We start from the raw sequence: 25,031 nt of genomic DNA on the forward strand, positions 1-25,031 counted from the left end.
CTTCGATGCGTTTACGATGAGCCGCGAAACGATGGATGCCAGAACGTCACGGCACGTTCGAGCAGCGCCAGCGCGCCAAAACTCAGCGAGCCGGCCAAGGCCGCGACGGTGATGGTCGCCCAGACCAGATCGAGATTCATCTTCGCCGCCTCCGTCGAAATGCGAAACCCCATGCCGAGAATCGGGGTTCCGAAAAACTCGGCGACCACCGCACCGATCAAGGCTAGCGTCGAGTTGAGCTTGAGCGCCGTGAAAATATGCGGCAGGGCCGCGGGCAAGCGGAGCTTCCACAGCGTCGCGGGGTAACTTGCGGCATAGCTTTGCATCAGATCGCGCTCGATCGCGCCGGCTTCGGCAAGGCCGGCGGTGGTGTTCACCAGCATCGGGAAAAACGTCATCACCACGACGACCGCGGCCTTGGACGGCCATTCGAACCCGAACCACATCACCATGATCGGCGCGATGCCGACGATCGGCATGGCGCTCATCATGTTGCCCAGCGGCAAAAGCCCACGCTTGAGGAAGGACGAGCGGTCGATCGCGAGCGCGACCAGGAAGCCAGCGCCGCAGCCAAGCGCATAGCCGGCGATGACGGCGTGGAGATAGGTCTGCGCGAAATCCTGGGTGAGCAGCGCGAGATGGATGCCGAATGCGCGCGCAATCGCGGTCGGCGGCGGCAGGAGCACGAAAGGAATTGCCAACCCGAGAACCAGCATCTCCCAGAGCCAGAGCAAGAGAAGGCCGAACAAGACCGGCGTTGCAAGGCGGGCGAACCATCCCTCGCCGCGGGCGAATCCCACCATCGCGAGAAACAGCGTAAAGACCGCGATCACCGCGAGCGCGAGCGCAGCAGCGGGTATCGCATGCACGACCGCGATCCGCGCGAGCGTTGCCGCAATCAACCCGAGGCCAGCCCAGATCAGCGGCGCCCGCTTCATAGCCGCCCCCCCCGGCTGCGCGCCGCCAGCGTCTCGATCAGCGACACCGCGGCGAGACCCAGCATCGACATCGCCGCCGCCATGAACAAAGCCGCCCAGATCTGCACCGTCTGGCCATAATAGGAGCCCGCGAGCAGCCGCGCGCCGAGCCCGGCCTGCGCCCCGGTCGGCAATTCCGCGACGATCGCACCGACCAGGGCGAGCGTCACGGCGATGCGGAGAGCGGGGAACAAAAACCCGAGCGAGGCCGGAAAGCGCAGCAGCGAAAACACCTGCGCCGGCCGCGCGTCATAGGTGCGCAGGAGATCGAGCTGCAGCGGATCAGGCGCGCGCAGACCCTTCACCATACCGACAGTGATGGGAAAAAATGCGAGATAGCCGGCAATCGCCGCTTTCGGCAGCAACCCAGTGATGCCGAGATTGCCAAGCACGACAACGACCATCGGCGCGATTGCCAAGACCGGCACCGTCTGGCTCGCGATCACCCAAGGCATCAATGAGCGGTCGAGCAGACGGACATGAACGATGCCGATGGCGAGCAGAAGGCCGAGCGCGAGCGCAAAACCGAGCCCGGCGAGCGCCGCCGAAACCGTGACCCAAGCGTGATAGACGAGGCTGCGCGGCGAGGTCACCGGATGTGTAAACAGGCTTTGCTCGAGTTCGACCGCGATCTGATGCGGCGCCGGCAAAACCGGCCGCGTCATCGACCAGGTGGCGGCGACGAGATCACGCGCCCCCGCCCCTTCCGCCAACTGTTCGCGCGCTTGCGGCGCGTTGAGGAAAATCGCGCCGAGATACCAAACGATCAGCAACACGCCGATGATCGCAATCAGCGGCAAAACCACGCCTTCCCGCGCGAACGGCGTGCGGCCGCAACGCATCTAGCGCTCAATCATAGGAATGCCCGGCGCGCAACGCCTCGCGCACCCGGTGGGCGACGGCGAGGAAAGCCGGGGTCTCACGCAGATCGAGATCACGCATCGCCGGCAAATCGTTCTCGATAATCTCGACGACACGCCCCGGCCGCGCCGACATGACAACGATGCGGGTCGAAAGAAACACCGCTTCGGGAATGGAGTGCGTGACGAACACCGCCGTCATGCCGGTGCGCCGCCAGAGCTCGTGGAGATGGAGATTGAGCCCGTCGCGGGTGATTTCGTCGAGCGCGCCGAACGGTTCGTCCATCAGGAGAAGTTGCGGTTCGAACGCGAGTGCACGTGCAATCGAAACCCGCTGCTGCATGCCGCCGGAGAGCTGCCAGGGGAATTTGCGCGCGAAATCGCCGAGCCCGACAAGGCCGAGATAACGCGCCGCCCGGCTCTCGCGCTCGCTCCGCGCCATCCCCATAATCTCGAGCGGCAGCATGACGTTGCGCGCGACGTTGCGCCATGGATAGAGCGCCGGCGCCTGAAAGACATAGCCATAGGCGCGGCGGCGGCGGGCTTGCTCTGGGGTCATGCCGTTGACCAGCAGCGACCCCGAGGTCGGGCGTTCGAGATCGGCGATGGCGCGCAAAAGCGTCGTCTTGCCACAGCCGGACGGGCCGATGAGCGAGACGAAATCCCCGGCCGCGATACTGAGATCAACCCCCGAGAGCGCGGTCACGCGCTGGCCACCGGCGTCAAACACCAAGGAGACATCGCGCGCCGATACCACCGCCGCCGGGATCACCGTCTCGCCGCGCATGGCCGTCTCAAGCAGCGCCATCTCCGCCATTCAGGCTCGTACCCCCTCCGCCAGCCGGGCATCGGTCGCGAGCACGGCGCGGAGCAGCACATCGGCCCCCGCCGCGACATGCTCGGGTTCGGCCTTTTCGAGTTCATTATGGCTAATGCCGCGTTCGCAGGGAACAAAGATCATCGCCGTCGGCGCAACCGCGGCGACGTAAGCCGCGTCATGCCCGGCACCCGAGATGATCTCGCGCGAGGGAAGCCCGAGATCACGCGCCGCCTCGCGCACCGCATCGACGCACTCCTTGGCGAACGGCACCGGCGGCGAATTCCACACACGCTCCAACGCAAGCGAAACCCCGCACGCCGCGGCGATGGCCTCGAGTTCGCGGGTAATCTCGTCCTCCATCGTCGCCAGCACGGCATCGTGCGGGTGGCGGATGTCGATGGTGAAAAACGTCTTGCCGGGGATGACGTTGCGGCTGTTGGGCTGCGCCTCAATCAACCCGACGGTCGTGACCGCGTGCGGCGCGTGGCGGCGGCCGACGGCGTTGATCGCCGTGATCATCCGCGCGCTCGCGAGCAACGCGTCTTTCCTCATCGGCATCGGCGTCGTGCCGGCGTGGCAATCCTCGCCCTCGACCGTCACCTCGTACCAACGCATCCCCTGGACGTCGGTCACGACGCCAATGACTTTGCCTTCCGCTTCCAGGATCGGCCCTTGCTCGATATGGAGTTCGAAAAACGCCGAAAGCGGGTGCGCGCCACACGGCGCCTCGCCGCGATAGCCGATCCGCTCGAGTTCCTCGCCGAAACTCTTGCCGTCACGATCGGCGCGGGCATAGGCGTACTCGCGCGAGAATTTGCCCGCGAACACGCCTGAGGCGAGCATCGCGGGGGCAAAGCGCGAGCCCTCCTCATTGGTCCAGTCGATAACTTCGATCGGCGCCTCGGTCTCGATCCCGGCCTCATTCAGCGTGCGCAGCAATTCGAGGCCGGAGAGAACGCCGATGATGCCATCGAATTTGCCGCCCGAGGGCTGCGTATCGAGATGGCTTCCGACCGCGATCGGCGCGAGATTGGGATTCTTGCCGGCGCGGCGCGCAAAAATATTGCCCATGTCATCGACGGTGATGCTGCACCCGGCTTTCTTGCAGGCATCGACGAACCAATCCCGCACCCTTCGGTCGAGATCAGAAAGCGTCAGGCGCCGCACGCCACCCTTGGCGGTCGCGCCGATTTGCGCGGTCTCCATGATGGTCTCCCACAGCCGCTCGGCATTGATGCGGAGATTGGTGGCTTTCTGGCTCATTCCGCGGCCTCCCGGAGAGGGTTGTTGGGGTGGTGTTTCCAGGTCAATTTCGGCTTGCCAGTTGCCACAGAAACCATGCTGATGCACTTTTCCACTGGGCAAACATGGTAGCAGAGATTGCAGCCGACGCATTCGGCGTCGATCACCGAGAAATGCCGCCCGCCCTGTTCGCGTGTGAACGCGATCGCCTGATGCGAAGTATCCTCGCAAGCGATGTAACAAAGGCCGCATTGGATGCAAAGCGCCTGATCGATGCGGGCGATGGTTTTGTAGTTGAGATCGAGCGCCTCCCAATTGACGAAATTCTTGACCGCGCGGCCGCTGAAATCGGCGATCCGGGCATAGCCCTTCTCGTCCATCCAGTTCGAAAGCCCAGCCGCCATGTCTTCGACGATCCGAAACCCGCGATGCATCGCAGCGGTGCAAACCTGCACCGAGCCTGCGCCGAGCGCGATGAATTCGGCGGCATCGCGCCAGGTCGAAATCCCGCCGATGCCGGAAATCGGAAGCCCCGCGGTTTCTGGATCACGCGCGATCTCGGCGACCATGCGGAGTGCGATCGGCTTTACCGCCGGGCCGCAATAGCCGCCATGCGACCCCTGCCCGCCGACCACCGGTTCGGGCGCCATGGCGTCGAGATCGACGGCGACGATCGATTGGACGGTGTTGATCAGCGAGACGGCATCGGCACCGCCGCGCTTGGCCGCCCGCGCCGGCGCCCGGATATCGGTGATGTTGGGCGTGAGTTTGACGATCACCGGCATGCGCGAATGCTGCTTGCACCAGCGCGTCACCATCTCGACATACTCGGGCACCTGGCCGACCGCCGAACCCATGCCGCGCTCTGACATGCCATGCGGGCAGCCGAAATTGAGTTCGATCCCGTCAGCGCCGGTTTCCTCGACCAGCGGCAGGATGCGGCGCCAGCTTTCCTCCTCGCACGGCACCATCAGGCTGACGATCACGGCGCGATCCGGCCAATCGCGCTTGACCGTTTTGATCTCGCGCAGATTGACCGCGAGCGGGCGGTCGGTGATCAGCTCGATATTAGAAAATCCCGCCATCCGCGCGCCGTTGAACGAGGTCGCGCCGTAGCGGCTGGAGACATTGACGATCGGCGGATCCTCGCCGAGCGTCTTCCAGACGACGCCGCCCCAACCGGCGCGAAAGGCGCGGACGACATTATATTCCTTGTCGGTCGGCGGCGCCGAGGCAAGCCAGAACGGGTTCGGCGCCTTGATGCCAGCAAATTCGAGGCGAAGATCAGCCATGGGCGTGCTCCTTCTCCCCGGCCAGCACGGCATCGATCGCCATCGCTGCGATCTTGCCGTCTTGGACCGCGCGCACCGTGAGATCGACCCCGGCGACGCAATCGCCGCCGGCATAAACGCCGGCAAGGCTGGTGCGGCGCGCCGCATCGACGACGATCCGGCCATCGCGTACCACCGGAAAATCCTCATGCTCGGGAAGAATGAAGCGCTGGCCGACGGCTTTGAAGACCTGATCGGCGCCGAGGGTGAATTCGCCGCCCGCGAGCACGACCCTGCCCTGCTCATCGAGGCGGGTGCGCGCAAAAACCACGCCGCGCACCGCGCCCTCCTCGCCGATCACCCGCACCGGCGTTGCGAAATGACGGATGGTGACGCCATGGGTCTGCGCCCAGGCCTGCTCATCACGGGTTGCCGACATTTGCGCAGGCCCGCGGCGATAGACGATCGTAACATCTTCGGCGCCAAGGAGACGCGCCTGGGTCGCGGCATCGATCGCGGTATTGCCGCCGCCGATGACCACGACACGGCGCCCGATCGGGATCTCCGCCTTGTCCGGCGCCTGACGCAGCCGGGCGATGAACGAGACCGCGTCTTCAAGACCGAAAAGCGGCGTCTCCTCGATCCCGAGCGCGTTCACGCCGCCCTGACCAAGGCCAAGGAAGACGGCGTCATAATCGCGCCGTAGCCTCGCGAGCGAAAAATCGACCCCGAGCGTGCGGCCGGTGGTGATGCTGATATTACCGATGCCGAGAAGAAAATCGATTTCGCGGCGGGCAAAATCATCGGGGAGTTTGTAGGCGGCGATGCCATATTCATTGAGCCCGCCGGGCTTGCCGCGCGCCTCGAACACCTCGACGCGGTGGCCGGCGCGGGCGAGGCGATGAGCACAGGCGAGGCCGGCGGGGCCGGCGCCGACGACGGCGATGCGCCGCCCGCTCGCCGGGGCGGCAACGAAGGGATGGCGGTTGCGCGCCATCAGCCAATCGGTCGCGCGCCGCTGCAAGGCGCCGATCGCGACCGGGCGTTCCTCCTCCTTCATGCGCACGCAAGCGCGCTCGCAGAGGATCTCCGTCGGGCAGACGCGGGCGCAACTTCCGCCGAAAATATTCTCCTCGAGAATTTTGATGGCGGCGCCGGCCAGGTTGCCGGTCGCGATGCCGCGGATGAAGCCGGGGACATCGATCCCGGTCGGGCAGGCCGCGGTGCAGGGGGCGTCGAAACAAAAATAGCAGCGGTTGGCCTCGACGATCGCGGCATCCGGCGAAAGCGGTGGGTGGGCATCGACGAAATCGCCGGCGATTTCCGCCGATGGACGGCGATGGGCGACGATATCCGGAACGGCGGAGGCGTCGGTGGGGCCGGTCATGGGCGCGCGGGGCTCCGTTTGCTGAGTTTCTGCGGTGTAGCGTGATAGAAATTGACTGCCTGGTCAACTTCTTTCACAATGCAGGCATGCATTTTTTTTGAGTGATCGAAGTTTGGGCAAATCGCGCAATAGACGGGCAAATTTGGGCGAGACGCCGGGCACGGGGCGAACCCGCGCGACTCAGCGGGCGCACATCATCGCGTGCGCCGAGCGGGTCTTCGCCGATCATGGTTTCGCCGGCGCGACGATGAGCCGCATCGCCGAGGCCGCTGGCCTGCCCAAGGCCAATCTGCATTATTATTTCGGCACCAAGCAGCGTCTCTATCTCGCGGTGCTCGAAAACATCCTCACCCTCTGGCTCGATGACATGGACCCGATCGTACCCGAGAACGATCCCGCCGCAGCACTTTCCGCCTATATCGCCGCCAAGATGGCGCATTCGCGCAAGCGCCCGCATGCGTCCAAGGTCTTCGCCGCCGAGATCCTGCATGGCGCGCCGGAACTCCGCGCCTATCTCGGGCTCGAGCTGCGGCGGAAAGTTGCAGAAAAATCGGCGGTGATCGAGGGCTGGATCGCGCGCCGCCTGATCGCGCCGGTCGATCCCCGGCATCTTTTCTTCACGCTCTGGGCGATGACCCAGACCTATGCCGATTTCGATACGCAAATGGCCGCCGTGCTCGGTATCGACAAACTCGATACCGGCGATTACGCGACCGGGGCGGCAACCATCACCCGGCTGGTGCTGCGCGGTCTCGGGATCGCGCCGGCCGATGAGACGATGCAACAACAAAGGAGGACGGCATGACGGTTCTGATCCGGGGCGGCACGGTGGTGACCGCGGAGTCGAGTTTTCGCGCCGACGTGCTCTGCGCCGAAGGTGTGATCCAGGCGATCGGCCCGGCGCTGTCCGCGCCCGCCGGCGCCGAGACCCTGGACGCTGGCGGCATGCTGGTGATGCCGGGCGGGATCGATCCGCACACCCATATGGAGCTGCCCTTCATGGGCACGACGGCGAGCGAGGATTTCTACACCGGCACCGCCGCGGCGCTGGCCGGCGGCACCACCATGGCGATCGATTTCGTCATCCCCAATCCCGGTGTCTCGCTCCTCGAATCCTATCAAACCTGGCGCGGCTGGGCGGAAAAGGCGGCCGCTGATTATAGTTTCCACGTCGCCGTCACCTGGTGGTCAGAGCAGGTGCGCGAAGAGATGGGCATTTTGACGCGCGAGCACGGCGTCAACAGCTTCAAGCATTTCATGGCCTATAAAGGCGCCATCATGGTCGATGACGGCGTTCTGCTCGCGAGTTTCGGGCGCGCCCTCGAACTCGGCGCGCTTTGTACCGTGCACGCCGAAAACGGTGAAGCCGTCTATCATCTCCAGCGCAAGCTTTTGGAAGCCGGCATCACCGGCCCCGAGGGTCATGCGCTGTCGCGCCCGCCGGAAGTCGAGGGGGAAGCCGCGAACCGCGCCATCGCCGTCGCCGCCGTGCTCGGCGCGCCGCTCTATATCGTCCATGTCTCGACCGAGGAGGCAACGCAAGCGATCGCCCGCGCCCGCGCGAGCGGCCAACGCGTCTATGGCGAGGTGCTGGCCCAGCATCTGGTGATCGATGAGAGCGTCTATCGCGATCCCGACTGGGCGCGCGCCGCCGCCCACGTGATGAGCCCACCCTTCCGCCCCAAACATCATCAGAACGCGCTCTGGGCCGGCCTCACCTCGGGGCAGTTGCAAACCACCGCGACCGATCATTGCTGTTTCTGCGCGCCGCAAAAAGCGATGGGGCGAGATAATTTCACGCAGATCCCGAATGGCACCGGCGGTATCGAAGACCGCATGAGCGTGCTTTGGCATCACGGCGTAGGGAGCGGGCGGCTCACGCCGAGCGAGTTCGTGCGCATCACCTCGACCAACACCGCGCAAATTTTCAACATCTATCCGCGCAAGGGGGCGGTCGCCGTGGGGTCGGACGCCGATCTCGTTCTCTGGGATCCCGCGGGGCGACGCACCATCTCGGCGCGCACCCATCACCAAAATGTCGATTTCAACGTGTTTGAGGGGATGGAAGTGCAAGGACGCGCCTATGCGACGCTGAGCCAAGGGCGGGTGGCGTGGAAGGATGGTGACCTCCGGGCCGTGCGCGGCGCCGGGCGTTATGTCGATCGCCCTTGTTTTCCGCCCTATTTCGCGGCGATTGGCAAGCGCAACGATCTCGCGCGCCCGCAGGCGGTGGTGCGCAAGCCCGCCGTCCATAATACGCCGTGAGCGCGCCGGCGCGGCCGAGCCCGCGGATCGAGGTCAAGCCGCTCGATCCGCGGCTCACTGCGTGGGGGCTGCCGCGCTATCAATCGGCGATGGCGGCGGCGATCGATCTCCATGCCTGCCTCGATGCACCGCTCACGCTCGCCCCCGGCGAGAGGCCGGCGCTGATCAGCGCCGGATTCGCGCTTTATATCGGCGATCCGGCGGTCGCCGCGCTGGTTCTGCCGCGCTCCGGGCTCGGCCATCGCCAGGGCCTGGTGCTCGGCAATCTCGTCGGCCTGATCGACCCCGATTACACCGGGCCGATCATGGTCAGTGCCTGGAACCGCAATCCGCCGGGCGGCCCGGCGATCACGCTCTCGCCCGGCGAGCGCTTCGCGCAGATGGTGTTCGTCCCGGTGTTGCGGCCGGAATTTGCCGTCGTCGACGCGTTTTCCGCGGCGACCGAGCGCGGCGACGGCGGTTTCGGCTCTACCGGGCGCGGCTGAGGCGCGTGCGCGCCGGCGCCCATGGCATCGACGATTTTTCCTAGACTTTGCCCGACCGGGTTTTGTCTGACTGAGTGGCAATCCAGCCGGCGATGCCCGGCCAATGCTCGCGCAGTGTGCGTGCCCCCATGAACAGACCGATATGGCCGCCGGGCACCAGTTTCTGGGTGATTTGATCGGCCGGTGTGCCGACCAGGCCGGCGGCCGCGAAAACCTGCTCACGCGGGGTGATGTCGTCTGACTCGCCCGCCAGCAGGTAAAGCGGGCAGGTGATCGCCTTCAAGGAGAGCCGGCGGCCAAGCCCGATGAAGCTGCCCCGCGCCAGATGGTTCTCCTTGAACAATTGCTTGATCGCCTGGAGATACCAGCGGCCGGGGAGATTGATCGGATGTTCGTACCAGCTTTCGAACGTCTCGGTCTTCTTGAGCCAGACCGGATCGTCGATATGTTCGTAAAGATCGATATGGTCCTGGATATAGTGCTGCCCGGGATGCATGTTTTTCCAGCCTTCGAGCATGTAGCGGCCGAGCATCAGCCCGCCGCCGGCGGCCACCAACTCCTCGTAAAACGAGAGCGGATACTCATGCACAAGATGCTTGAGCGGCCCGTGCCCGGCCGCCGTGTCGATCGGCGATCCCGCGAGTACCAAGCTTTGGACCTTTTCGGGAAACCGCGCCGCCAGCATCGCTGCCATCCAGCCGCCCTGGCAGAGGCCAACGAGATTGGCGCGCCCGCCAAGATCGTCGATGCAGACGACAAGTTCGGCGAGATACTGGTCGATCTCGAGATCTTTCATATCCGGCGTCGCCGATTTCCAGTCGGTGAGATAAACCCGCGAGACGCCATTGTCGCGTAGCGTTTCGATCAGGCTTTGCCCCTGATGGTAATCGGCGATCATCGCCGAGTGGCCAGCGTAAGGCGCATCGACGATGGTCGGGACAGACGTGGTCTCGGCGCTGCCATATTCGCAAAAGCGCATAGTACGGAGATCGAGACGGACACCATGGGCGGTCGCGAGCTTCGGTTGCAGCTCGGTTTGGAGCTTTTCTTCCTCCGTGAGGAATTTGAGATTGCGCGCCACGACCGCGGCACCGCTCTCCGCCAGTTCCTCGGCGATCTGCATCGGCCAAAAGAAGGGGACAGAGCTGCTGCTTGATTTTGACTTGGCTGGCATGATCGTTCTCGCTGATTGAGGTGAGGGCGCGAGTTTACACGCCGGCGGGCCGGGTGTCTCCGCCCCACCGTCAAGACGCGGCAATGTGATGACAGCCGGCCGCGGACGCGGAACGTCCGGGAAAAAAGGCGGCGCCTCGCGTCGCGGGCGCCGCTTGAGGTGCGCAACACCCGCCAAGACGGCACGCGGTGCGGCGTATGGGAGGAAACGTGAAGCCGCGAATCGTCTGGCCTCACAGAAAGGATATGGTCGCTTCGTTAAGGAATGGTATATTTCTCGGCTGGCCTTGAGAAATAATCCGTGCTTGCTAAGCTCGCTCTCCGAGCTTTGACGATGGCAACCGCTATTCGGTTGTCGAAAAAACGCTCTTTACGACAACGAAATGAAGAGCCTGACCGACGGGCAGCGCGCCGCTTCGCTCTCCCCATGCCCGTAGAAGCCTGCTAAACCGCCCGCGCCCGGCGCCTTCGCGCACGCCGGGGAGAGAGGTTCGCGATGCGTTATGTCTCCACCCGCGGCGGCGCCCCGGTCCGCGATTTCGCCGAGGTGCTGCTCGCTGGCCTCGCCGAGGATGGCGGGCTTTACGTGCCCTCCGCCTGGCCCCATTTTGCCCCAGCCGACTGGCGGGCGCTGCGCCGGCTCGACTATCCGGCCCTCGTCGCGCGCGTGCTCCAGCCCTTCATTGGCGAGGCGATTCCCTTCGCGACGGTGGAGGCGCTCTGCCGCGACGCCTATCGCGCTTTCCGCCATCCGGCGACGGTGCCGTTGATCCAGCTCGGGCCGCATCTCTTCACCGCGGAACTGTTCCACGGCCCGACGCTCGCTTTCAAGGATTTCGCGCTGCAACTGCTCGGCCGGTTCTTCGACCACGTGCTCACGGCGCGCGATCAGCGCCTCACGCTGATCGGTGCGACCTCGGGCGATACCGGCTCGGCCGCCATCGCCGCGTGCCAAGATCGCGCCCGCCTCAACATCGCGATCCTCCACCCCAAGGGTCGCACGAGCGACATTCAACGCCGCCAGATGACCACCGTCCGCGCGCCCAACGTCCTCAATCTCGCGATCAGTGGCACCTTTGATGATTGTCAGGATCTGGTGAAAGCGATGTTTGCCGACACGAGGTTCCGCGTCGCGCACCATTTGTCGGCGGTCAATTCCATCAACTGGGCGCGGATCGCAGCGCAAATCCCCTATTATGTTGCAACCGCGCTCGCGCTCGGCGCGCCCGAGCGCGAGGTCGCGTTCGCGGTACCGACCGGGAATTTCGGCAATGTGCTGGCGGCCTACGCCGCCCGTCGCATGGGGCTGCCGATCGTCCGCCTCGTCGTCGGTTCCAATCGCAACGACATCCTGGCGCGCTTTCTCGCCGGCAATGACATGTCACTCCGCCCGGTCGAGCCCAGCCTCTCGCCGAGCATGGATATCGCCGTGAGTTCCAATTTCGAGCGGTTGCTGTTTGAGCTCGTCGACCGCGATGCCGGCGCGACGGCCGCGATCATGCAGGATTTTCGCGCAAGCGGCCGGATGGCGGTGCCGGAAGCGGCGTGGCGGCGGGCGCGGCGGCTATTTTTCGGCTTCCGCCTCGACGATCCCGGAACGGAGGCGGAAATCCGCCGGCTCGCCACGCAAACCGGCTATCTCGCCGACCCGCATAGCGCGATCGGCATCGCCGCCGCGAGCGCCCATCCCGCCGGCCCCGGCATCCCCATGATCGCCATGGCGACCGCACATCCGGCGAAATTTCCCGACGCGATGGAACGCGCGACCGGCCAACGCCCCCCTCTGCCCAAGCCGCTCGCCGACCTATATGAACGCGAAGAAGCGATGACCGAGGCGCCGGCCGACCTCGCCGAGGTCGAATCCCTGATCGGCGCCTTTGCCCGCAAGAATAGCCGACCCGAACCGCCCACGAGGAATAGCGCATAATGAGCGACGCCATCCGGCTCACCCGGCTCCCGAACGGCCTCACCATCGCGAGCGAACGCATGGAACGGGTCGAGACCGTCTCCTTCGGCGCCTATGTTGGCGCTGGCACCCGCCATGAAACCTTAGCCGAGAACGGCGTTTCGCATTTCCTCGAACATATGGCCTTCAAGGGCACCAAGCGGCGCAGCGCGGCCGCAATCGCCGAGGAGATCGAGGCCGTCGGCGGCCATATCAACGCCTATACCGCGCGCGAGCAGACCGCCTATTACGTCAAGCTGCTCAAGGAAGACCTCGCGCTCGGCGTCGATATCATCGGCGACATCCTCTGCCACAGCAGCTTCATCCCCGAGGAGTTGGAGCGCGAGCGCGGCGTCATTCTCCAGGAGATCGGCCAGGCGAACGATACGCCAGACGACATCATTTTCGACCATTTTCAGGAAACCGCTTTCCCCGACCAGCCCATGGGCCGCCCAACCCTCGGGCGCGAGGCGGTGATCAAGACGATGTCGCGGGCAACCCTCACCCGCTACATGGCGCGCCACTACACGCCAGAGAACATCGTCATCGCCGCCGCCGGCGCCCTCGATCACGACGGCTTGGTGCGGTTGGTCTCCGAACATTTCGCCGATCTCGCGACCCAGTCCGCGCCGCCGCCGGTCCCCTCCGAGTATCGCGGCGGCGAGTTCCGCGAAGCGCGCGATCTCGATCAAGTTCATATCGTGCTCGGGTTTCCCGGCTGCGCCTATGCCGATCCCGATTACTACCCGGCGTTGCTGCTCTCGACGTTGCTCGGCGGCGGCATGTCCTCGCGCCTGTTCCAAGAGATCCGCGAAAAGCGCGGGCTCGTCTATTCGATCTATTCCTTCGCCGCGCCCTATGCCGATGGTGGCCTCTTTGGCATCTATGCCGGCACCGGCGAAGCCGAGGCCGCGGAATTGCTGCCGGTGACGCTCGAGGAATTGCGCAAGGTGCAAAGCGAGGTGGGCGCCCGCGAGCTTGCCCGCGCCCGCGCCCAGGTGAAAGCCGGGCTGTTGATGTCGCTCGAAAACACCGGCTCGCGCTGCGAAAATCTCGCCCGTCAGTTGCAGGTTTTCGGCCGCGTGATCCCGGTCGCCGAGACCGTCGCGCGGATCGAGGCGGTCACCCTCGATGATGTCCGCGGTATCGCTGCACGCCTGTTCCGCGCCAAGCCGACGCTGGCAACCCTCGGGCCGGCCGGCAAAGTGCCGAGCCTTGCCGCCATCGCCGAAAGGCTCGCGGCATGAGCGGGCCCGAACTGCTCGGCGATTTGCTTGCCGCCGCCCGCGCCGCCGGCGCTGATGCCGCCGATGCGGTGCTGGTCTCCTCGGCCTCGCTTGCGGTCACGCGGCGGCTCGGTGAAACCGAACATATCGAGCGGGCGGAGGCGCGCGATCTCGGGCTGCGCGTCTTTGTCGGCCGCCGCGCCGCCATCGTCTCGGCCGGTAGCGCCGATCCCGCCGGTTTTCCCGAATTGGTCACGCGCGCGCTTGCGATGGCGCGGGTGGTGCCGGAAGACCCCTTTGCCGGGCTAGATGAAGCGCCACCGACGCCGCAGGAGGCCGGTTTCCTCGATCTTCTCGACCCCGAGGAGCCCAGCCCCGCGACCCTGATCAGCCGCGCCACGGCGGCCGAGGACGCCGCGCTCGCCGTCCCTGGCGTGACGAATTCCGAAGGCGCGGAAGCCGGCTGGAGCCGGAGCGAGATCACGCTCGCGACCTCGGCCGGCTTCCTCGGGCACTATGCGCGCAGCAGCCACAGCCTCTCGGTCACCGCGCTCGCCGGGCAGGGAACGGCGATGGAACGCGATTACGATTACGCTTCGGCGGTCCATGGCGGCGATCTCGAGGACGGCGCGGCGCTTGGGCGGCGGGCGGGCGAACGCGCGGTCGCGCGGCTCAATCCGGTGCGGCCGAAAACCGCGCGTCTGCCGGTGGTCTATGACCCGCGCGTGGCCGCCAGCCTGGTTGGGCATTTCGCCGCCGCGATCAATGGCGCGAGCATCGCGCGCGGCACCAGCTTCCTTAAGGATCGGATGGATCAGCCGGTCTTCGGCCCGACCATCGCGATCCATGACGACCCGCTCCGCCGGCGTGGTCTGCGCTCGCGCCCCTTCGATGGCGAAGGCCAGCGCACGGCGCCGCTGGTGCTCGCCGAGGGCGGCGTTTTGCGGGCATTTCTGCTCGATCTGCGCAGCGCCCGCCAGCTCGGCCTGCGCACCAATGGCCGTGCCGCGCGCGGAACCGGCGGCCCGCCTTCGCCGAGCGCAACCAACCTCTATCTCGCGCCGGGAACGCTGAGCCCGGCGGCCTTGATGGCCGATATCACGGAAGGGGTCTATGTCACCGAGCTGATCGGCATGGGCGTCAACGGCATTACCGGCGATTACAGCCGGGGCGCGAGCGGCTTCATGATCCGCCATGGCGAGATCGCCGAGCCCGTCGCCGAGATCACCCTCGCCGGCAACCTGATCGACATGTTCGCCCATCTCACCCCGGCGAACGATCTCGTCTTTCGCCGCGGCACCGACGCGCCGACGATCCGCGTGGATGGCCTGACGCTGGCGGGCGCGTAACGCGAGGAGAGTGCGCGATGCCCCGTCTGATCCCGCTCTTGGCTGCTCTCCTGGCGCTCGCGATGGCCGCGGCACCAGGCGCGGCGCTGGCACGGGCGGGCGATTCGTCTTCGATGGGCAGCCGCGGCAGCCGCACCTATTCGGCGCCACCCCCGACCAACACCGCGCCCTACACGGCGCCGCTGCAACGCAGCCTGACCGCCCCCACCACCCCCCGCGGCGGCATGATGGGCGGATACGGCAATGGGATGCGCCCGTCGTTCCTCTCCGGCCTGTTCGGCGGCCTGATTGGCGCGGGACTTGCCGGGATGCTGCTCGGGCACGGATTTTTCTGGGGGATGGGCAGTTTCGGGGGGATCATCGGCCTCGTCATCCAGATCGCGTTGATCGTCTGGCTGGTCCGCATCCTCGCCCGCCGCGTAACCGGCATGAGCCCGCGCGGCGCCGGCTTCGTGCCATTCTCTGCCCGCGCCGCGCCGAGTGCGGCATCAGCCGGCGGCGGGCGGCCAGCTCCGGCGATCGGCGCGGCCGATTTTCAGGCCTTCGAGCAAGCCTTATACGCTATCCAAGCCGCCTGGAGCGCGCATGATCTCGCGGCGCTGCGCCGCCTCGCGACCCCGGAAATGGTGAGCTATTTCGCCGAGCAACTCGCCGAGCAAACCAGCCGGGGGGTGCGTAACGTGGTGCGCGACGTGCGCCTCGACCGTGGCGACCTCGCCGAGGCGTGGTCTGAGAATGGACGCGATTACGCTACCGTCGCGATGCAGTTCTCGATGATCGACGTGACGTTGGACGCGACCGGCCGCGTCGTCGATGGCAGCCCGGGCGAACGGGTGAGTGCGACCGAGCTTTGGACCTTCCTCCGCGCCCCGGGCGGGGCCTGGATTCTCTCGGCGATCCAACAGGCGCGGTAACGGCGCGCGCTCTGGCCCGCGATGGCGGCTGGGACGACAGCCCCAGCCTCTCACCGCCACCGGCCAAAGCGCGCCCGGATCACGGCATCGAGGGAGAGCCTTCCCGCCCCGCGCGCCATCAGCAGCAAAATCATCGCCGCCCACTGGATATGGGTCGGCCATGCCGCGGGATAGACGAAAATTTCGATCACCAGCGTCATGCCGAACAACCCGAGCGCTGCGAAACGGGTAGCAAGGCCGAGCAGCAGCAGCGGCGGCGTCAGCACTTCCATCGTCACCGCGAGATCGGCGGCGAGATCGGGTGGCAGCAGCGGCACCTGGTATTGGTCGGAAAACAGCGTGAGCGTCGTGTCCCAGTTGGCGAGATGGGTTTGCGCCGAACTCCAGAACACTTGCGCCAGGGCGAGCCGCGCGGTGAGCGCGACCAGCCAATAGGGAATCCGCTCAAAAAGCCCGATCCCCCACAAAAGCAACGCCGCGAGGCGCGGCAGCCAGCCCGACGTGGGGGCGATGTCAAAACTTGTCTCAGGCATGGCAACCTCCTTCAACGGAGCCAGTGTCATCGGGCTCCACGGCATCCGATGTGATCAGATCGGGCGTCGTAGACTCGCCGTCGCAAAAAAAACCCTGGGCGAGAAACTCGCCGAGCCATGTCGCCGCCAACTGGGGGGGCACCCGTGCGAGGGCTTCGGCCAGCGTCTCGCCATCGGCCAGCGCTTGGGCAAACGCGAACGCCGCCGGGGCAAGCGGATGAAGCGTGATCGTTCCGCCCACGCGCAGCACGGCCAGGGATTCGCCGGGGGCGGCAAGATCGATGGCGGCGAGGTCGTGTGCACGAAGCGCTTCGTCGGGTTGGAGCACCGCCTCCCAGATCGGCCGCGCCGGCCCGCTGGTCGCAATCAAGCGAAGCGAGGGATGGGCGCGAAAGCGCAGCGCCGCCTGTGCCTCCGGCGCCAGCGCCGCGAGCCGCGCCGCTTCGAGCGCCGGTGCGAGCGGCGCGTGCAAAGCCTGCGCGACCGCCCACTCAAGCGCCGCCACGGCAGCGATATAGGGACGCGCCGTGATGCCCGGCTGGGTTGCCAGAAAAGCCGCAAACGCCTCGCCATATTCATGCAAATCGGCGCTTCGCGGCGGGCTTGCGACAATGAAGCGGGCGGTGACGGCTGCGAAGAAATCGATCCCGACCAGGCGCGCGGTTGCAGGAAAATTGAGCCCAAGCGCAGCCGACAGCGTCCCGAGGACATTATTGCGATAGACCGCAAGCCGCGCCACCGCGCCTTCACCCTGCACGATATCGGCAAGGTCGTCGCCGCTCGCTGCGGTCAGAGCAGCGCGGAAGCGGCGCTGAAACTCATGCAGCGTCGGCATTTTCGCCACCACGGCTAAGCTGGGCGAGACGGCGCGCGGCGCGAGCGGCCTCGGCGAGGAGAATGTCGAGCGACGGGATCGCCTGGTCCCATTCGATGAGGGTCGGGCGCGGGCCGAAGCGGCGGAGGGCCGCCTCGAACAGCGCCCATACCTCCGCCGCCACGGGCCGGTCGTGCGTATCGATGCGGAGCATGCCGATTTCCGTCTCCCGCTGGCGATGACCGGCGAGGTGGAATTCCCCAATCGCCGCGCCAGGTAGCCGGCCGAGATAGGCTTCGGCGTCCCAGCCATGATTGCCGGCGCTGACGATGATATTGTTGATATCAAGAATGAGGCCGCAACCGGTGCGTTCGACGAGTGCCGCGAGAAACTCTGGCTCGGGGATCGTCGAATGGCGGAATTGCAGATAGGTGGCCGGGTTTTCGATTAGAATCCGCTGTCCCAGCGCGTCTTGCGCCTGCAACACATGGCGCGCGACGATGGCGAGGCTCTCCTCGGTCAGCGGCAGCGGCAGCAAATCGGCGAGAAAGGCGTGATCGACGGCGCCCCAGGCAAGATGCTCGGAGATCAGCCCGGGCTCGATCCGGCGGGCGAGTTCCTTGAGGCGGGCGAGGTGGCGCCTATCGAGACCCTCAGCGGCACCGAGCGAAAGGCCGACGCTGTGCAGCGACACCGGATAATCGTTCCGGATCGCCAGGAGTTCGGCGAAAGCCGGGCCGCTCAAGTAATTTTCGCTATGCGCTTCGACCCAGGCGATCGCCGGGCGCTGATCGCGAAACGCCTGATGATGCGGCAGGCGAAGCCCGATCCCCGCGCTCGCGGGGATCGCAGCCTCGCACCGGCATCCGGCCGCGCGCGGCGTGGCCATTGCCGGTGTCCTGCTCAGCCGGCCTTGAGCTTGCCGCCGTCGATCTTCTCGCAATCGCCGGCGGGGACGAGAACGAAAGAGTTGGGGTCACGCGCCTGGGTTGCCTGGCCGGCGCAGGAATGGGCGCCGACGGCGCAATCATTGCGGCCAGCGGCGTTGATGCCATAGCAGGCGACGAGATGGCCCTTTTTCGCGCGGTCCATGTTGGACTGCTTCATTTTCATCATCTGGTCCTGCGACATTCCCTGCTGGGCAAAGCCAGGGCTGGTCGTGGCGGCAATGCCGAGCGCGGCGGTAAGGACGGACGCGGCAAAGAGGCGGCGATTGACTTGGTTCATCTGAGATCTCCTGCTCTGCTGCGGCTCGGAAGCGAGCCGCCACCCTCTCTTTCGCCGCAGCCGGGCGAGAGGTTACGCAGAAATTCGCACGCCGCGAAAAATCGCCCTCAGACCAAAATCGGCGCTGGCGCCGGCCGCAGGAAGAACCGCCCGAAGATCGCAGCGACCAGGCTCAGCAGGGCCACCGACCCTAGCTGCCAGACGATGACCATGATCGCTGCATCCTGGCGATAATAAAGGCGGAGCGCCGCCGCCCCGAGCGCCGCCGCCGCCAGCCCGCCGCAGAGACAGGCGTGGGTCGCGCGAAATCCCCCCCCCCGGCGCAACAGCACCACCATCACCAAGGCCGGCGCCAACCCGCCCTCGGCGATCGCCGACAGACACATGGCATCGCCGCTCAGCGCAAGTCCCGCGGGGCCAAGGCGAAGGAAAACGTCCCAGCACTGCACGCCAAGGGTTCCAAGCCACAACGCCAGCGGCGCCAAAGGCAGCGCGAGCTTCCAGCCCGGCTGATCCGGCAATGCCGCGCACAAAGCGGCGTAGCAACCACTGAGCGCGGTGAGGAGAGCGGCGATCTCGGTGAGCAGAAACCGCGTCTCCATGAAGCGCGCGGCGAGATCGGGGCGTAGCCCGGCCTGCCAGGCGACGAGACCGACGGCAGGGAGAGAAATCAGCAGCCACATCAAGGTCCGCCACCAGACCGGCGCGATCCGGCGCACCGGGCGGAGATCGGCGGCAAGCGCAGCCACGAGGTCGTTGGTCGCCATTCTCATCGCGCGCCTCGCAACAATTTTCGCAGTGTCGCGACCCCGCGGTGGGTCGCGACCTTGAGGGCGGCTATGCTCATCCCGCTCGCCAGCGCGGCTTGCGCAAGCGACATTTCCTTGAGCTTGGTCATTTCGATCGCTTGTCTCTGGCGCTCCGGCAATTGGGCGATGGTCGCATGCAGCGTCCCGGCATCGATCTGGTCCTCCTGTTCCTCCTTCGTCGCGAAATGGGAAGAGGTTTCAGAAAATTCGTCGATGGCGCGTTCGCGCCCGCTTTGGCGATAGCGGCGGCGCATGACATCGGCGCCGCGCAGGCGCAAGATGCCATGGACAAAGGGCAGCAGCGGACGGCGGGGATCATAGAGATGCCGCGCGGCATGGAGCGCGAGCAGGGTTTCCTGCACCACATCCTCGATATCGGCGGCCTCGGCCTGTCGCCAGCGCCCCCGCGCGGCCCGGCGCAGCGCCGGGACAAGACACGCGAGCAAGCGCTCATACGCGCGGCGATCGCCGGCCTGGGCGGCGATCATCCAGTCGCGGAGATCGTCTTCGCTCGCGCTCATTCCCGCTCCTAGGAAAAATTGTACAAGCTCTTACGACACGACAAGGCTAATTCTTGGCGAGAAACTCGGCCACCAGATGGCCCCAGATATCGGCGTAGTTCAGGGTCTGATGGCCATAGGTCGCGCCGCGCGGAATAAGCACGTATTGCCCATGCTTTACGCGTTTCATCGCCGGCGCTATGATGTCGAGTTCGGGTGGGTTGACGAGATCATCGGCAAAATTGATGGCGAGTAGCGGCGCGGTGATTTTATCGAGATCGGGCGCCGGATCGTAATCGGCCGAGCTTTCCCAGGTATAAAGCATGTTATTCGCATCCCATTGATACCCCTCGGCAACGAGACGGTTGTAAAGGGCGATCGCGTCGCCGCGTGTCGGCGCCGCCTGTTGCAGGCGCTCCGCGTTGCCGGTCATCAGCGCAAATAGCGGCGCCGCGGTTTCAAGCCAAAGACGCGGCGGCTTTGCCGGGTCATATTCGCCGCCCAGCCAGCCGGGATCGTCGCGAATGGCGCGGATCACCATCTCGCGCCAGAGCATGTTGCGGCCGCTGATCGCCGCCGGCATCGCGCCGATCGGCACCAGCGCGTCCATGAAACCGGGATGGCGTTCGCCCCACAGCCAAGTCTGCATCCCGCCCATCGAGGTGCCGAGCACGAGGCGAAGATGGGGCACGGCGAAGACATCTGTCAGCAGGCGGTATTGCAGCTCCACCTGGTCGATGTAGCCATAATGCGGGAAATGGGCGTGCAGCCCGTCGGAAGGCTTGCTCGAGCCGCCAGCGCCAATGCCGTCGGGAAGGATCACGAAATATTTGCGGGTATCGAGCGGCTGATCGGGGCCGAATAAATTGTTGGCGAGCGTTGGGGCAAGAAAATTCTTGCCGGTGCCGGTGGTGCCATGCAGCAGCAACACCGCGTTCAGGACATGGCCCTCACGATCGCGAAGCGGCAGGCCGACGGTGGTGTAATGCAGGCGAAGATCGGCGATCCGCTCGCCATTGGCGAAAGTGACGTCGTGCAGCGTGTAATCGTTCTCGTAAATCACCAGCGCCGGCTGCGCCCGCGCCGTCGTTGCGAACGCGGCAAGCAAGCATGCGAGGATCAATCCGATGCGGATCATCGCGTTTTCCCATGCTTGGGAAGCACGCGCGCCGGCGGTTTGCGTTTCGCGGCGACACTGGCGGGCGGTGCCGGGCGCAGCGCGCGGAGTTCGGCAATGGTCGCGCGCGAGGTGATCTGCTCGGGGTCTTGGACGAGTTCGATCACCGCCGGCCGGCCGCTGGCAACGGCGCGGCGAAACGCCGGGGCGAATTCCGCGGTGGTGGCCACGGTTTCGCCATGGCCGCCGAACGCCTCGATGAATTTCGCGAAGTCGGGATTGGTGAGCGTGGTGCCGGAGACGCGGCCGGGGAAGAATTTCTCCTGATGCATGCGGATGGTGCCATACATCTGATTGTTGAAAACCAAGATGATGGGGGCAACGCCATGATGAAAAGCGGTTGCGATTTCCTGGCCCGTCATTAGGAAACCGCCATCGCCGACGAAGCCGACAACGAGGCGTTCGGGAAAGACGATCTTCGCCGCAATCGCCGCCGGCACACCATAGCCCATGGCGCCGTTGGTCGGCCCGATGAAACGCTGGGCATCAGCGAAATTCATAAACCGCGCGACCCAGGCCGCGAAATTGCCGGCATCGCCGGTCAGGATCGCCTCAGCCGGCAGCAGGGTTTGCAACTCATGGAGAATTTCAGAGAGGTTGAGCTTGCCGCGATAAGGGGCGATCGCGCTCGCGGCCTCACGCAGGGCGCGCAATTCCGCCCGCCATTCCCCCCAGCGCGGTGCGACCGGCGCGAGATCGCCGAGGCTTGCGGCAAAAACGTTGAGGTCGGCGACGATCCCGAGCGCGGGGCGAAACACGCGGCCGATTTCCTCGGCCTCGGGATAGACATGCACGATCGGTGTCGCGCCGGCGAGATCAAACAGCGTATAGCCTTGCGTCACCGCTTCCGAAAGCCGCGTGCCGAAGGCGAGGATGAGATCGGCTTCGCGCACTTTCGCGACCAAAGCCGGATCGCAACCGACACCGAGATCACCAACGAAATTCGCGAGCGTCATATCATAGAGTTGCTGGCGGCGAAAGCTCACCGCGACGGGAATATCCTGGCCGAGCAGGAAATCGCGGACCGCAGCACGCGCCGCCTCGCTCCAGCAGGAACCGCCGAGAATGGCGAGCGGTTTTCGCGCCTGCCCGAGCAGATCACGCAGTTTCGCCAACGCGGCGGGATCGGGAAAGGGGCGGGTGACGGGCGCCGGACCGATGTCGGGGACTGCGACGCTGTCGCGCTGCATTTCCTCCGAAAGCGCGATCACCACCGGGCCAGGCCGGCCGCGCGTTGCGACATCGACGGCGTGGGCGACGATTTCGGGGATACGTTTCGCATCGTCGATCTGCGTCACCCATTTGGCGATCGGGCCGAACATCGCCCGGTAGTCGATTTCCTGAAAACTCTCGCGATCGGTCTCGGCGAAGGGGATTTGGCCGACGAACAGCAAAAGCGGGGTGCTGTCTTGCCGCGCGATATGAACACCAATCGCGCCATGGCAGGCGCCAGGGCCGCGCGTCACCATCGCCGCCGCCGGGCGGCCGGTGAGCTTGCCGTAGGCTTCCGCCATGTCGACGGCACCGGCCTCGAAACGGCAGGTGACGAGTTTGAGCCGCTCGCGCACCGCATAAAGCCCGTCCAGCACATCGAGATAGCTCTCGCCGGGGACCGCGAAGACATGGTCGATACCGTTGGCGACCAGCGCGTCGGCGAGCACCCGCCCGCCGGGGCGGGGGGCGATGCGGGCTTTGCGGGCTTGCGCCAGTTCCATGTCTCAAACCTCCCTCGCGGCTTTTTCGGCGGCGAACATAGGCCGCCCCGCACGATCCGTCACCCATCGGCGAGCGAGGCGCGGAGCAACCAGAACGGGGGCTTTCCCTCTTTTAAAGAAGCATAAAAAATGCCTGTTCCCGTGGTAAGAAGAACTTTGCCCATGCGCGCAGGCGTTGCTGCTTGGGCGGTCTCTCTTTTTACAGTCGCATGAAAGGCAACATCATGACCGAAGCTCTCTATCCGCCCGCAACACGAGAGATGGCGCAAAAGCGGCGCGAACTCGCGCCCGCGGCAGAGGCGGCTTTCAATGCCTTCGGCAAGGCGGTGTTCGCCGAGGGGGCGCTGCCGGCCAAGACCAAACAAATCATTGCCGTCGCCATCGCCCATGTCACACAATGCCCCTATTGCATCAAGGGTCATACCAAGGCGGCGCTACGTGCTGGAGCCACGGGTGAAGAGTTGATGGAGGCGATCTGGGTCGCCGCCGAGATGCGCGCCGGCGGCGCTTATGCCCATGCCGCGCTGATGATCGATGCCCTCGCCGAGGACGAAAAAAATGACCGGACCCGCTAGGGCCTCGCCATCGGCGGCAGGGGACGCAGCGATGGGGGTGCAGCTCAAGCGCGTTTATGATCCGCCGGCGGCGGGAGATGGCGTCCGTATCCTTGTTGATCGCCTGTGGCCGCGCGGCCTCTCCCGCGCCAAGGCGGCTATTCAGCGCTGGGAAAAGGAGATCGCCCCGAGCGACGAACTACGCCGCTGGTTTGGCCATGATCCGGCGCGCTGGCCAGAATTTCGTCGCCGCTATGCCGCGGAATTGCGCGCCCAAGCGGCCTTGCTCGCGGATCTGCGGGCGCTGGCCGCGGCCGGGCCGATAACCCTGGTTTATGCCGCAGGTGATACCGTGCATAACAATGCCGTGGTGCTGGCCGAACTGTTGCAGGCGGCGCCGGAAAAGCCCGGCCACGGCATGACTGGATCAAATTGACCCGGTCATGCTCTGCTCGACACTCGCTGGAGCGTGCGCCTCACGTCTCTGGCAATACCGGCTTAAACGGTCACGCTCTCGTTCCATCGCAAGGAGGCGGGTAAAATGCGGGCGATTTTCGTGATGATCAAATGCGAGATGGGCGAGGCCTATCGCGTCGCGCGGGAGGCGGCGGATAGTATCGCGCAGCTTTCGGAACTCTATTCGACCTCCGGCCAATACGATCTCCTCGGGAAATTCTATCTCGAGCCGGAGCAGGATATCGGCCTGTTCGTGACGGACGCCATCCAGAAATTGCCGGGGGTGAAGGACACCTACACGCTGATCACCTTCAACGCCTTTGCCGCGGCCAGTGGAGATGCGCAGGGCAATCGTTAATAATAAGTGAAAATTATATCCAGAACGCTATTCTAGGTTGAAATATTAATCTCTCCAATGCCATGGTGCGTGGCGGCGGAGGGTGTTTTGTCGTTCTGGTTGTCTGGATTGTGGCGCGACCTGCAAGGCAAGAGAAAACTGGCGCGCTTCGCCCGGCGCGAGACTTTGCCGCAACCCTGGCCCTCGCCGGGGGCGGAGGGGCAGGCGTTGACCGCCTCGGCGCGGGCCGAGGAAGGGTGGAGTGCGGTGCCGTGGCCGGTCGACGAGCGGGCGCCGCGCGTCATGCCGGGCTTTGCCGAGGCGGCCAATCACGTCGCCGAGTTTCTTGCCCGGCCGATCGCACCCGATCCACCCGCCAATGCTGACGCGGCGGCGGCAGCGAGCGATCCGGAGGCCCTTCCTTTCCCGAGCACCGGGCCGCACGGCCATCGGGCGCGGCTCCGCGAAAAGCTGATCGGGCGCGGCGCCGAGGCCCTCGCCGATTACGAGCTATTGGAGATGCTGCTGTTTTTCGCCCAGCCGCGTGGCGACACCAAGCCGCTCGCCAAGGCGATCATCAATCATTTCGGCAGTTTCGCCGCCGTGCTCGCGGCGTCCCAGCGCGATTTGTTCGCCGCGCCCGGGCTTGGCGTGCATGGTGTGGCCGCGATCAAGCTGGTGCAGGCGGCGGCCTTGCGCCTTGCCCGCGCCGAGGTGCTGTCGAGGCCGGTGCTCAATAATTGGGACCGGCTGATGGACTATCTCAACGCCGTGCTCGCGCGGGAACGGGTGGAGCAGTTCCGGGTGCTGTTTCTTGACAACCGCAACCATCTGCTCGCCGATGAAGTGCAAGCGCGCGGCACCGTCAACCACACGCCGGTCTATCCGCGGGAAGTGGTGAAACGGGCGCTGGAATTGCACGCCTCGGCGCTCATCCTGGTCCATAACCATCCGAGCGGCGACCCAACGCCCTCGCCCGAGGATGTGGAGATGAC

General features: G+C 65.6%; 26 protein-coding genes. 11 read left to right on the forward strand and 15 right to left on the reverse strand.

The window, feature by feature from the left end:
* Positions 1–11: 11 nt before the first annotated feature.
* The 6 genes from ACP5M5_RS03145 to ACP5M5_RS03170 are packed head-to-tail and all read right to left on the reverse strand — an operon-like array spanning position 12 to position 6,557.
* Positions 12–938, reverse strand: coding sequence for an ABC transporter permease (locus tag ACP5M5_RS03145; RefSeq protein ID WP_427935490.1), 927 nt, complete (start codon positions 936–938; stop codon positions 12–14).
* Complete coding sequence (locus tag ACP5M5_RS03150) at positions 935–1,819, reverse strand: ABC transporter permease (RefSeq protein ID WP_427935491.1); 885 nt, start codon at positions 1,817–1,819, stop codon at positions 935–937. Before ACP5M5_RS03150 ends, ACP5M5_RS03145 begins: the two co-directional genes overlap by 4 nt.
* A gap of 7 nt (positions 1,820–1,826) precedes the next feature.
* On the reverse strand, positions 1,827–2,654 hold the full coding sequence (locus tag ACP5M5_RS03155; protein ID WP_427935492.1) for an ABC transporter ATP-binding protein: 828 nt from the start codon (positions 2,652–2,654) through the stop codon (positions 1,827–1,829).
* Positions 2,655–3,920 (reverse strand): Zn-dependent hydrolase, encoded by a 1,266-nt coding sequence (locus ACP5M5_RS03160; RefSeq protein WP_427935493.1) that lies wholly within the window; start codon positions 3,918–3,920, stop codon positions 2,655–2,657.
* Positions 3,917–5,191, reverse strand: coding sequence for an NAD-dependent dihydropyrimidine dehydrogenase subunit PreA (gene preA, locus ACP5M5_RS03165; RefSeq protein WP_427935494.1), 1,275 nt, complete (start codon positions 5,189–5,191; stop codon positions 3,917–3,919). The genes ACP5M5_RS03160 and preA overlap by 4 nt, the downstream gene beginning before the upstream one ends.
* Positions 5,184–6,557: an NAD(P)-dependent oxidoreductase gene (locus ACP5M5_RS03170; RefSeq protein WP_427935495.1), complete on the reverse strand. Its 1,374-nt coding sequence runs from the start codon at positions 6,555–6,557 to the stop codon at positions 5,184–5,186. The genes preA and ACP5M5_RS03170 overlap by 8 nt, the downstream gene beginning before the upstream one ends.
* 142 nt (positions 6,558–6,699) lie before the next feature.
* Between ACP5M5_RS03170 and ACP5M5_RS03175 the strand changes: the two genes are divergently transcribed.
* Genes ACP5M5_RS03175 through dut form a run of 3 tightly spaced genes read left to right on the forward strand, consistent with a single transcriptional unit; the run spans position 6,700 to position 9,307 of the window.
* Positions 6,700–7,362 carry a TetR/AcrR family transcriptional regulator gene (locus tag ACP5M5_RS03175; protein WP_427935497.1) on the forward strand — a complete coding sequence of 221 codons (663 nt, stop codon included), beginning with the start codon at positions 6,700–6,702 and terminating at the stop codon, positions 7,360–7,362.
* Entirely contained in the window at positions 7,359–8,822 is a 1,464-nt protein-coding gene (gene hydA / locus ACP5M5_RS03180; protein ID WP_427935498.1) for a dihydropyrimidinase, read from the forward strand. The genes ACP5M5_RS03175 and hydA overlap by 4 nt, the downstream gene beginning before the upstream one ends.
* Positions 8,819–9,307 (forward strand): dUTP diphosphatase, encoded by a 489-nt coding sequence (gene dut, locus ACP5M5_RS03185; protein ID WP_427935499.1) that lies wholly within the window; start codon positions 8,819–8,821, stop codon positions 9,305–9,307. The genes hydA and dut overlap by 4 nt, the downstream gene beginning before the upstream one ends.
* 40 nt (positions 9,308–9,347) lie before the next feature.
* On the opposite strand, the gene ACP5M5_RS03190 is transcribed toward dut, so the two are convergent.
* Positions 9,348–10,481, reverse strand: a complete 1,134-nt coding sequence (locus ACP5M5_RS03190) for an alpha/beta fold hydrolase (RefSeq protein ID WP_427935500.1) — start codon at positions 10,479–10,481, stop codon at positions 9,348–9,350.
* A 495-nt stretch (positions 10,482–10,976) separates the two neighbouring features.
* Between ACP5M5_RS03190 and thrC the strand changes: the two genes are divergently transcribed.
* Genes thrC through ACP5M5_RS03210 form a run of 4 tightly spaced genes read left to right on the forward strand, consistent with a single transcriptional unit; the run spans position 10,977 to position 15,914 of the window.
* Positions 10,977–12,407, forward strand: coding sequence for a threonine synthase (gene thrC, locus ACP5M5_RS03195; RefSeq protein WP_427935502.1), 1,431 nt, complete (start codon positions 10,977–10,979; stop codon positions 12,405–12,407).
* The gene (locus tag ACP5M5_RS03200) at positions 12,407–13,672 is read left to right on the forward strand and encodes a M16 family metallopeptidase (RefSeq protein ID WP_427935503.1); all 1,266 of its coding nucleotides are present in this window, start codon (positions 12,407–12,409) and stop codon (positions 13,670–13,672) included. Before thrC ends, ACP5M5_RS03200 begins: the two co-directional genes overlap by 1 nt.
* Positions 13,669–15,000, forward strand: a complete 1,332-nt coding sequence (locus tag ACP5M5_RS03205) for a TldD/PmbA family protein (RefSeq protein ID WP_427935504.1) — start codon at positions 13,669–13,671, stop codon at positions 14,998–15,000. The genes ACP5M5_RS03200 and ACP5M5_RS03205 overlap by 4 nt, the downstream gene beginning before the upstream one ends.
* A 17-nt stretch (positions 15,001–15,017) precedes the next feature.
* Positions 15,018–15,914: a Tim44 domain-containing protein gene (locus ACP5M5_RS03210; RefSeq protein ID WP_427935506.1), complete on the forward strand. Its 897-nt coding sequence runs from the start codon at positions 15,018–15,020 to the stop codon at positions 15,912–15,914.
* 50 nt (positions 15,915–15,964) lie between these two features.
* Here the strand turns inward: ACP5M5_RS03210 and ACP5M5_RS03215 are convergent, their stop codons facing one another.
* From ACP5M5_RS03215 to ACP5M5_RS03250, 8 genes are all read right to left on the reverse strand, one after another.
* Complete coding sequence (locus tag ACP5M5_RS03215; RefSeq protein WP_427935507.1) at positions 15,965–16,447, reverse strand: DoxX family protein; 483 nt, start codon at positions 16,445–16,447, stop codon at positions 15,965–15,967.
* A complete protein-coding gene (locus ACP5M5_RS03220) occupies positions 16,440–17,282 on the reverse strand; it encodes a putative DNA-binding domain-containing protein (protein ID WP_427935508.1) in 843 nt (280 codons plus the stop codon). The genes ACP5M5_RS03215 and ACP5M5_RS03220 overlap by 8 nt, the downstream gene beginning before the upstream one ends.
* Entirely contained in the window at positions 17,266–18,150 is an 885-nt protein-coding gene (locus ACP5M5_RS03225) for a DUF692 domain-containing protein (protein ID WP_427935509.1), read from the reverse strand. The genes ACP5M5_RS03220 and ACP5M5_RS03225 overlap by 17 nt, the downstream gene beginning before the upstream one ends.
* 14 nt (positions 18,151–18,164) lie before the next feature.
* Positions 18,165–18,488, reverse strand: a complete 324-nt coding sequence (locus ACP5M5_RS03230) for a DUF2282 domain-containing protein (protein WP_427935510.1) — start codon at positions 18,486–18,488, stop codon at positions 18,165–18,167.
* Positions 18,489–18,595: 107 nt separating this feature from the next.
* Complete coding sequence (locus tag ACP5M5_RS03235) at positions 18,596–19,255, reverse strand: NrsF family protein (protein ID WP_427935511.1); 660 nt, start codon at positions 19,253–19,255, stop codon at positions 18,596–18,598.
* A 2-nt stretch (positions 19,256–19,257) separates the two neighbouring features.
* The gene (locus ACP5M5_RS03240) at positions 19,258–19,818 is read right to left on the reverse strand and encodes a sigma-70 family RNA polymerase sigma factor (protein WP_427935513.1); all 561 of its coding nucleotides are present in this window, start codon (positions 19,816–19,818) and stop codon (positions 19,258–19,260) included.
* A gap of 46 nt (positions 19,819–19,864) precedes the next feature.
* Positions 19,865–20,935, reverse strand: a complete 1,071-nt coding sequence (locus ACP5M5_RS03245) for an alpha/beta fold hydrolase (RefSeq protein WP_427935514.1) — start codon at positions 20,933–20,935, stop codon at positions 19,865–19,867.
* Positions 20,932–22,689: a thiamine pyrophosphate-dependent enzyme gene (locus ACP5M5_RS03250; RefSeq protein WP_427935515.1), complete on the reverse strand. Its 1,758-nt coding sequence runs from the start codon at positions 22,687–22,689 to the stop codon at positions 20,932–20,934. The genes ACP5M5_RS03245 and ACP5M5_RS03250 overlap by 4 nt, the downstream gene beginning before the upstream one ends.
* Positions 22,690–22,913: 224 nt before the next feature.
* On the opposite strand from ACP5M5_RS03250, the gene ACP5M5_RS03255 reads away from it, so the two are divergent.
* The 4 genes from ACP5M5_RS03255 to radC form a co-directional block, all read left to right on the forward strand.
* Positions 22,914–23,264: a carboxymuconolactone decarboxylase family protein gene (locus ACP5M5_RS03255; RefSeq protein WP_427935516.1), complete on the forward strand. Its 351-nt coding sequence runs from the start codon at positions 22,914–22,916 to the stop codon at positions 23,262–23,264.
* Complete coding sequence (locus ACP5M5_RS03260; protein WP_427935517.1) at positions 23,248–23,679, forward strand: DUF488 domain-containing protein; 432 nt, start codon at positions 23,248–23,250, stop codon at positions 23,677–23,679. Before ACP5M5_RS03255 ends, ACP5M5_RS03260 begins: the two co-directional genes overlap by 17 nt.
* Positions 23,680–23,784: 105 nt before the next feature.
* On the forward strand, positions 23,785–24,057 hold the full coding sequence (locus tag ACP5M5_RS03265) for an Lrp/AsnC ligand binding domain-containing protein (RefSeq protein ID WP_427935518.1): 273 nt from the start codon (positions 23,785–23,787) through the stop codon (positions 24,055–24,057).
* Positions 24,058–24,144: 87 nt separating this feature from the next.
* On the forward strand, positions 24,145–25,031 hold an 887-nt coding region (radC, locus tag ACP5M5_RS03270; RefSeq protein WP_427935519.1), incomplete at its 3' end, for a RadC family protein.

The organism is Acidibrevibacterium sp., assembly GCF_049965395.1.
Taxonomy (GTDB): Bacteria; Pseudomonadota; Alphaproteobacteria; order Acetobacterales; family Acetobacteraceae; genus Acidibrevibacterium; species Acidibrevibacterium fodinaquatile.

Excerpts from the sequence above, each read along its gene's own strand:
- ACP5M5_RS03225 (WP_427935509.1), bottom strand. The coding sequence starts at position 18,150 with ATGGCCACGCCGCGCGCGGCCGGATGCCGGTGCGAGGCTGCGATCCCC.
- ACP5M5_RS03245 (WP_427935514.1), bottom strand. The coding sequence starts at position 20,935 with ATGATCCGCATCGGATTGATCCTCGCATGCTTGCTTGCCGCGTTCGCA.
- ACP5M5_RS03240 (WP_427935513.1), bottom strand. The coding sequence starts at position 19,818 with ATGAGCGCGAGCGAAGACGATCTCCGCGACTGGATGATCGCCGCCCAG.
- ACP5M5_RS03265 (WP_427935518.1), top strand. The coding sequence starts at position 23,785 with ATGCGGGCGATTTTCGTGATGATCAAATGCGAGATGGGCGAGGCCTAT.
- ACP5M5_RS03235 (WP_427935511.1), bottom strand. The coding sequence starts at position 19,255 with ATGGCGACCAACGACCTCGTGGCTGCGCTTGCCGCCGATCTCCGCCCG.
- ACP5M5_RS03260 (WP_427935517.1), top strand. The coding sequence starts at position 23,248 with ATGACCGGACCCGCTAGGGCCTCGCCATCGGCGGCAGGGGACGCAGCG.
- ACP5M5_RS03200 (WP_427935503.1), top strand. The coding sequence starts at position 12,407 with ATGAGCGACGCCATCCGGCTCACCCGGCTCCCGAACGGCCTCACCATC.
- preA (WP_427935494.1), bottom strand. The coding sequence starts at position 5,191 with ATGGCTGATCTTCGCCTCGAATTTGCTGGCATCAAGGCGCCGAACCCG.
- thrC (WP_427935502.1), top strand. The coding sequence starts at position 10,977 with ATGCGTTATGTCTCCACCCGCGGCGGCGCCCCGGTCCGCGATTTCGCC.
- ACP5M5_RS03230 (WP_427935510.1), bottom strand. The coding sequence starts at position 18,488 with ATGAACCAAGTCAATCGCCGCCTCTTTGCCGCGTCCGTCCTTACCGCC.
- ACP5M5_RS03155 (WP_427935492.1), bottom strand. The coding sequence starts at position 2,654 with ATGGCGGAGATGGCGCTGCTTGAGACGGCCATGCGCGGCGAGACGGTG.
- ACP5M5_RS03170 (WP_427935495.1), bottom strand. The coding sequence starts at position 6,557 with ATGACCGGCCCCACCGACGCCTCCGCCGTTCCGGATATCGTCGCCCAT.
- ACP5M5_RS03190 (WP_427935500.1), bottom strand. The coding sequence starts at position 10,481 with ATGCCAGCCAAGTCAAAATCAAGCAGCAGCTCTGTCCCCTTCTTTTGG.
- ACP5M5_RS03255 (WP_427935516.1), top strand. The coding sequence starts at position 22,914 with ATGACCGAAGCTCTCTATCCGCCCGCAACACGAGAGATGGCGCAAAAG.
- ACP5M5_RS03145 (WP_427935490.1), bottom strand. The coding sequence starts at position 938 with ATGAAGCGGGCGCCGCTGATCTGGGCTGGCCTCGGGTTGATTGCGGCA.
- hydA (WP_427935498.1), top strand. The coding sequence starts at position 7,359 with ATGACGGTTCTGATCCGGGGCGGCACGGTGGTGACCGCGGAGTCGAGT.
- ACP5M5_RS03215 (WP_427935507.1), bottom strand. The coding sequence starts at position 16,447 with ATGCCTGAGACAAGTTTTGACATCGCCCCCACGTCGGGCTGGCTGCCG.
- ACP5M5_RS03220 (WP_427935508.1), bottom strand. The coding sequence starts at position 17,282 with ATGCCGACGCTGCATGAGTTTCAGCGCCGCTTCCGCGCTGCTCTGACC.
- ACP5M5_RS03205 (WP_427935504.1), top strand. The coding sequence starts at position 13,669 with ATGAGCGGGCCCGAACTGCTCGGCGATTTGCTTGCCGCCGCCCGCGCC.
- ACP5M5_RS03210 (WP_427935506.1), top strand. The coding sequence starts at position 15,018 with ATGCCCCGTCTGATCCCGCTCTTGGCTGCTCTCCTGGCGCTCGCGATG.
- ACP5M5_RS03150 (WP_427935491.1), bottom strand. The coding sequence starts at position 1,819 with ATGCGTTGCGGCCGCACGCCGTTCGCGCGGGAAGGCGTGGTTTTGCCG.
- ACP5M5_RS03160 (WP_427935493.1), bottom strand. The coding sequence starts at position 3,920 with ATGAGCCAGAAAGCCACCAATCTCCGCATCAATGCCGAGCGGCTGTGG.
- ACP5M5_RS03250 (WP_427935515.1), bottom strand. The coding sequence starts at position 22,689 with ATGGAACTGGCGCAAGCCCGCAAAGCCCGCATCGCCCCCCGCCCCGGC.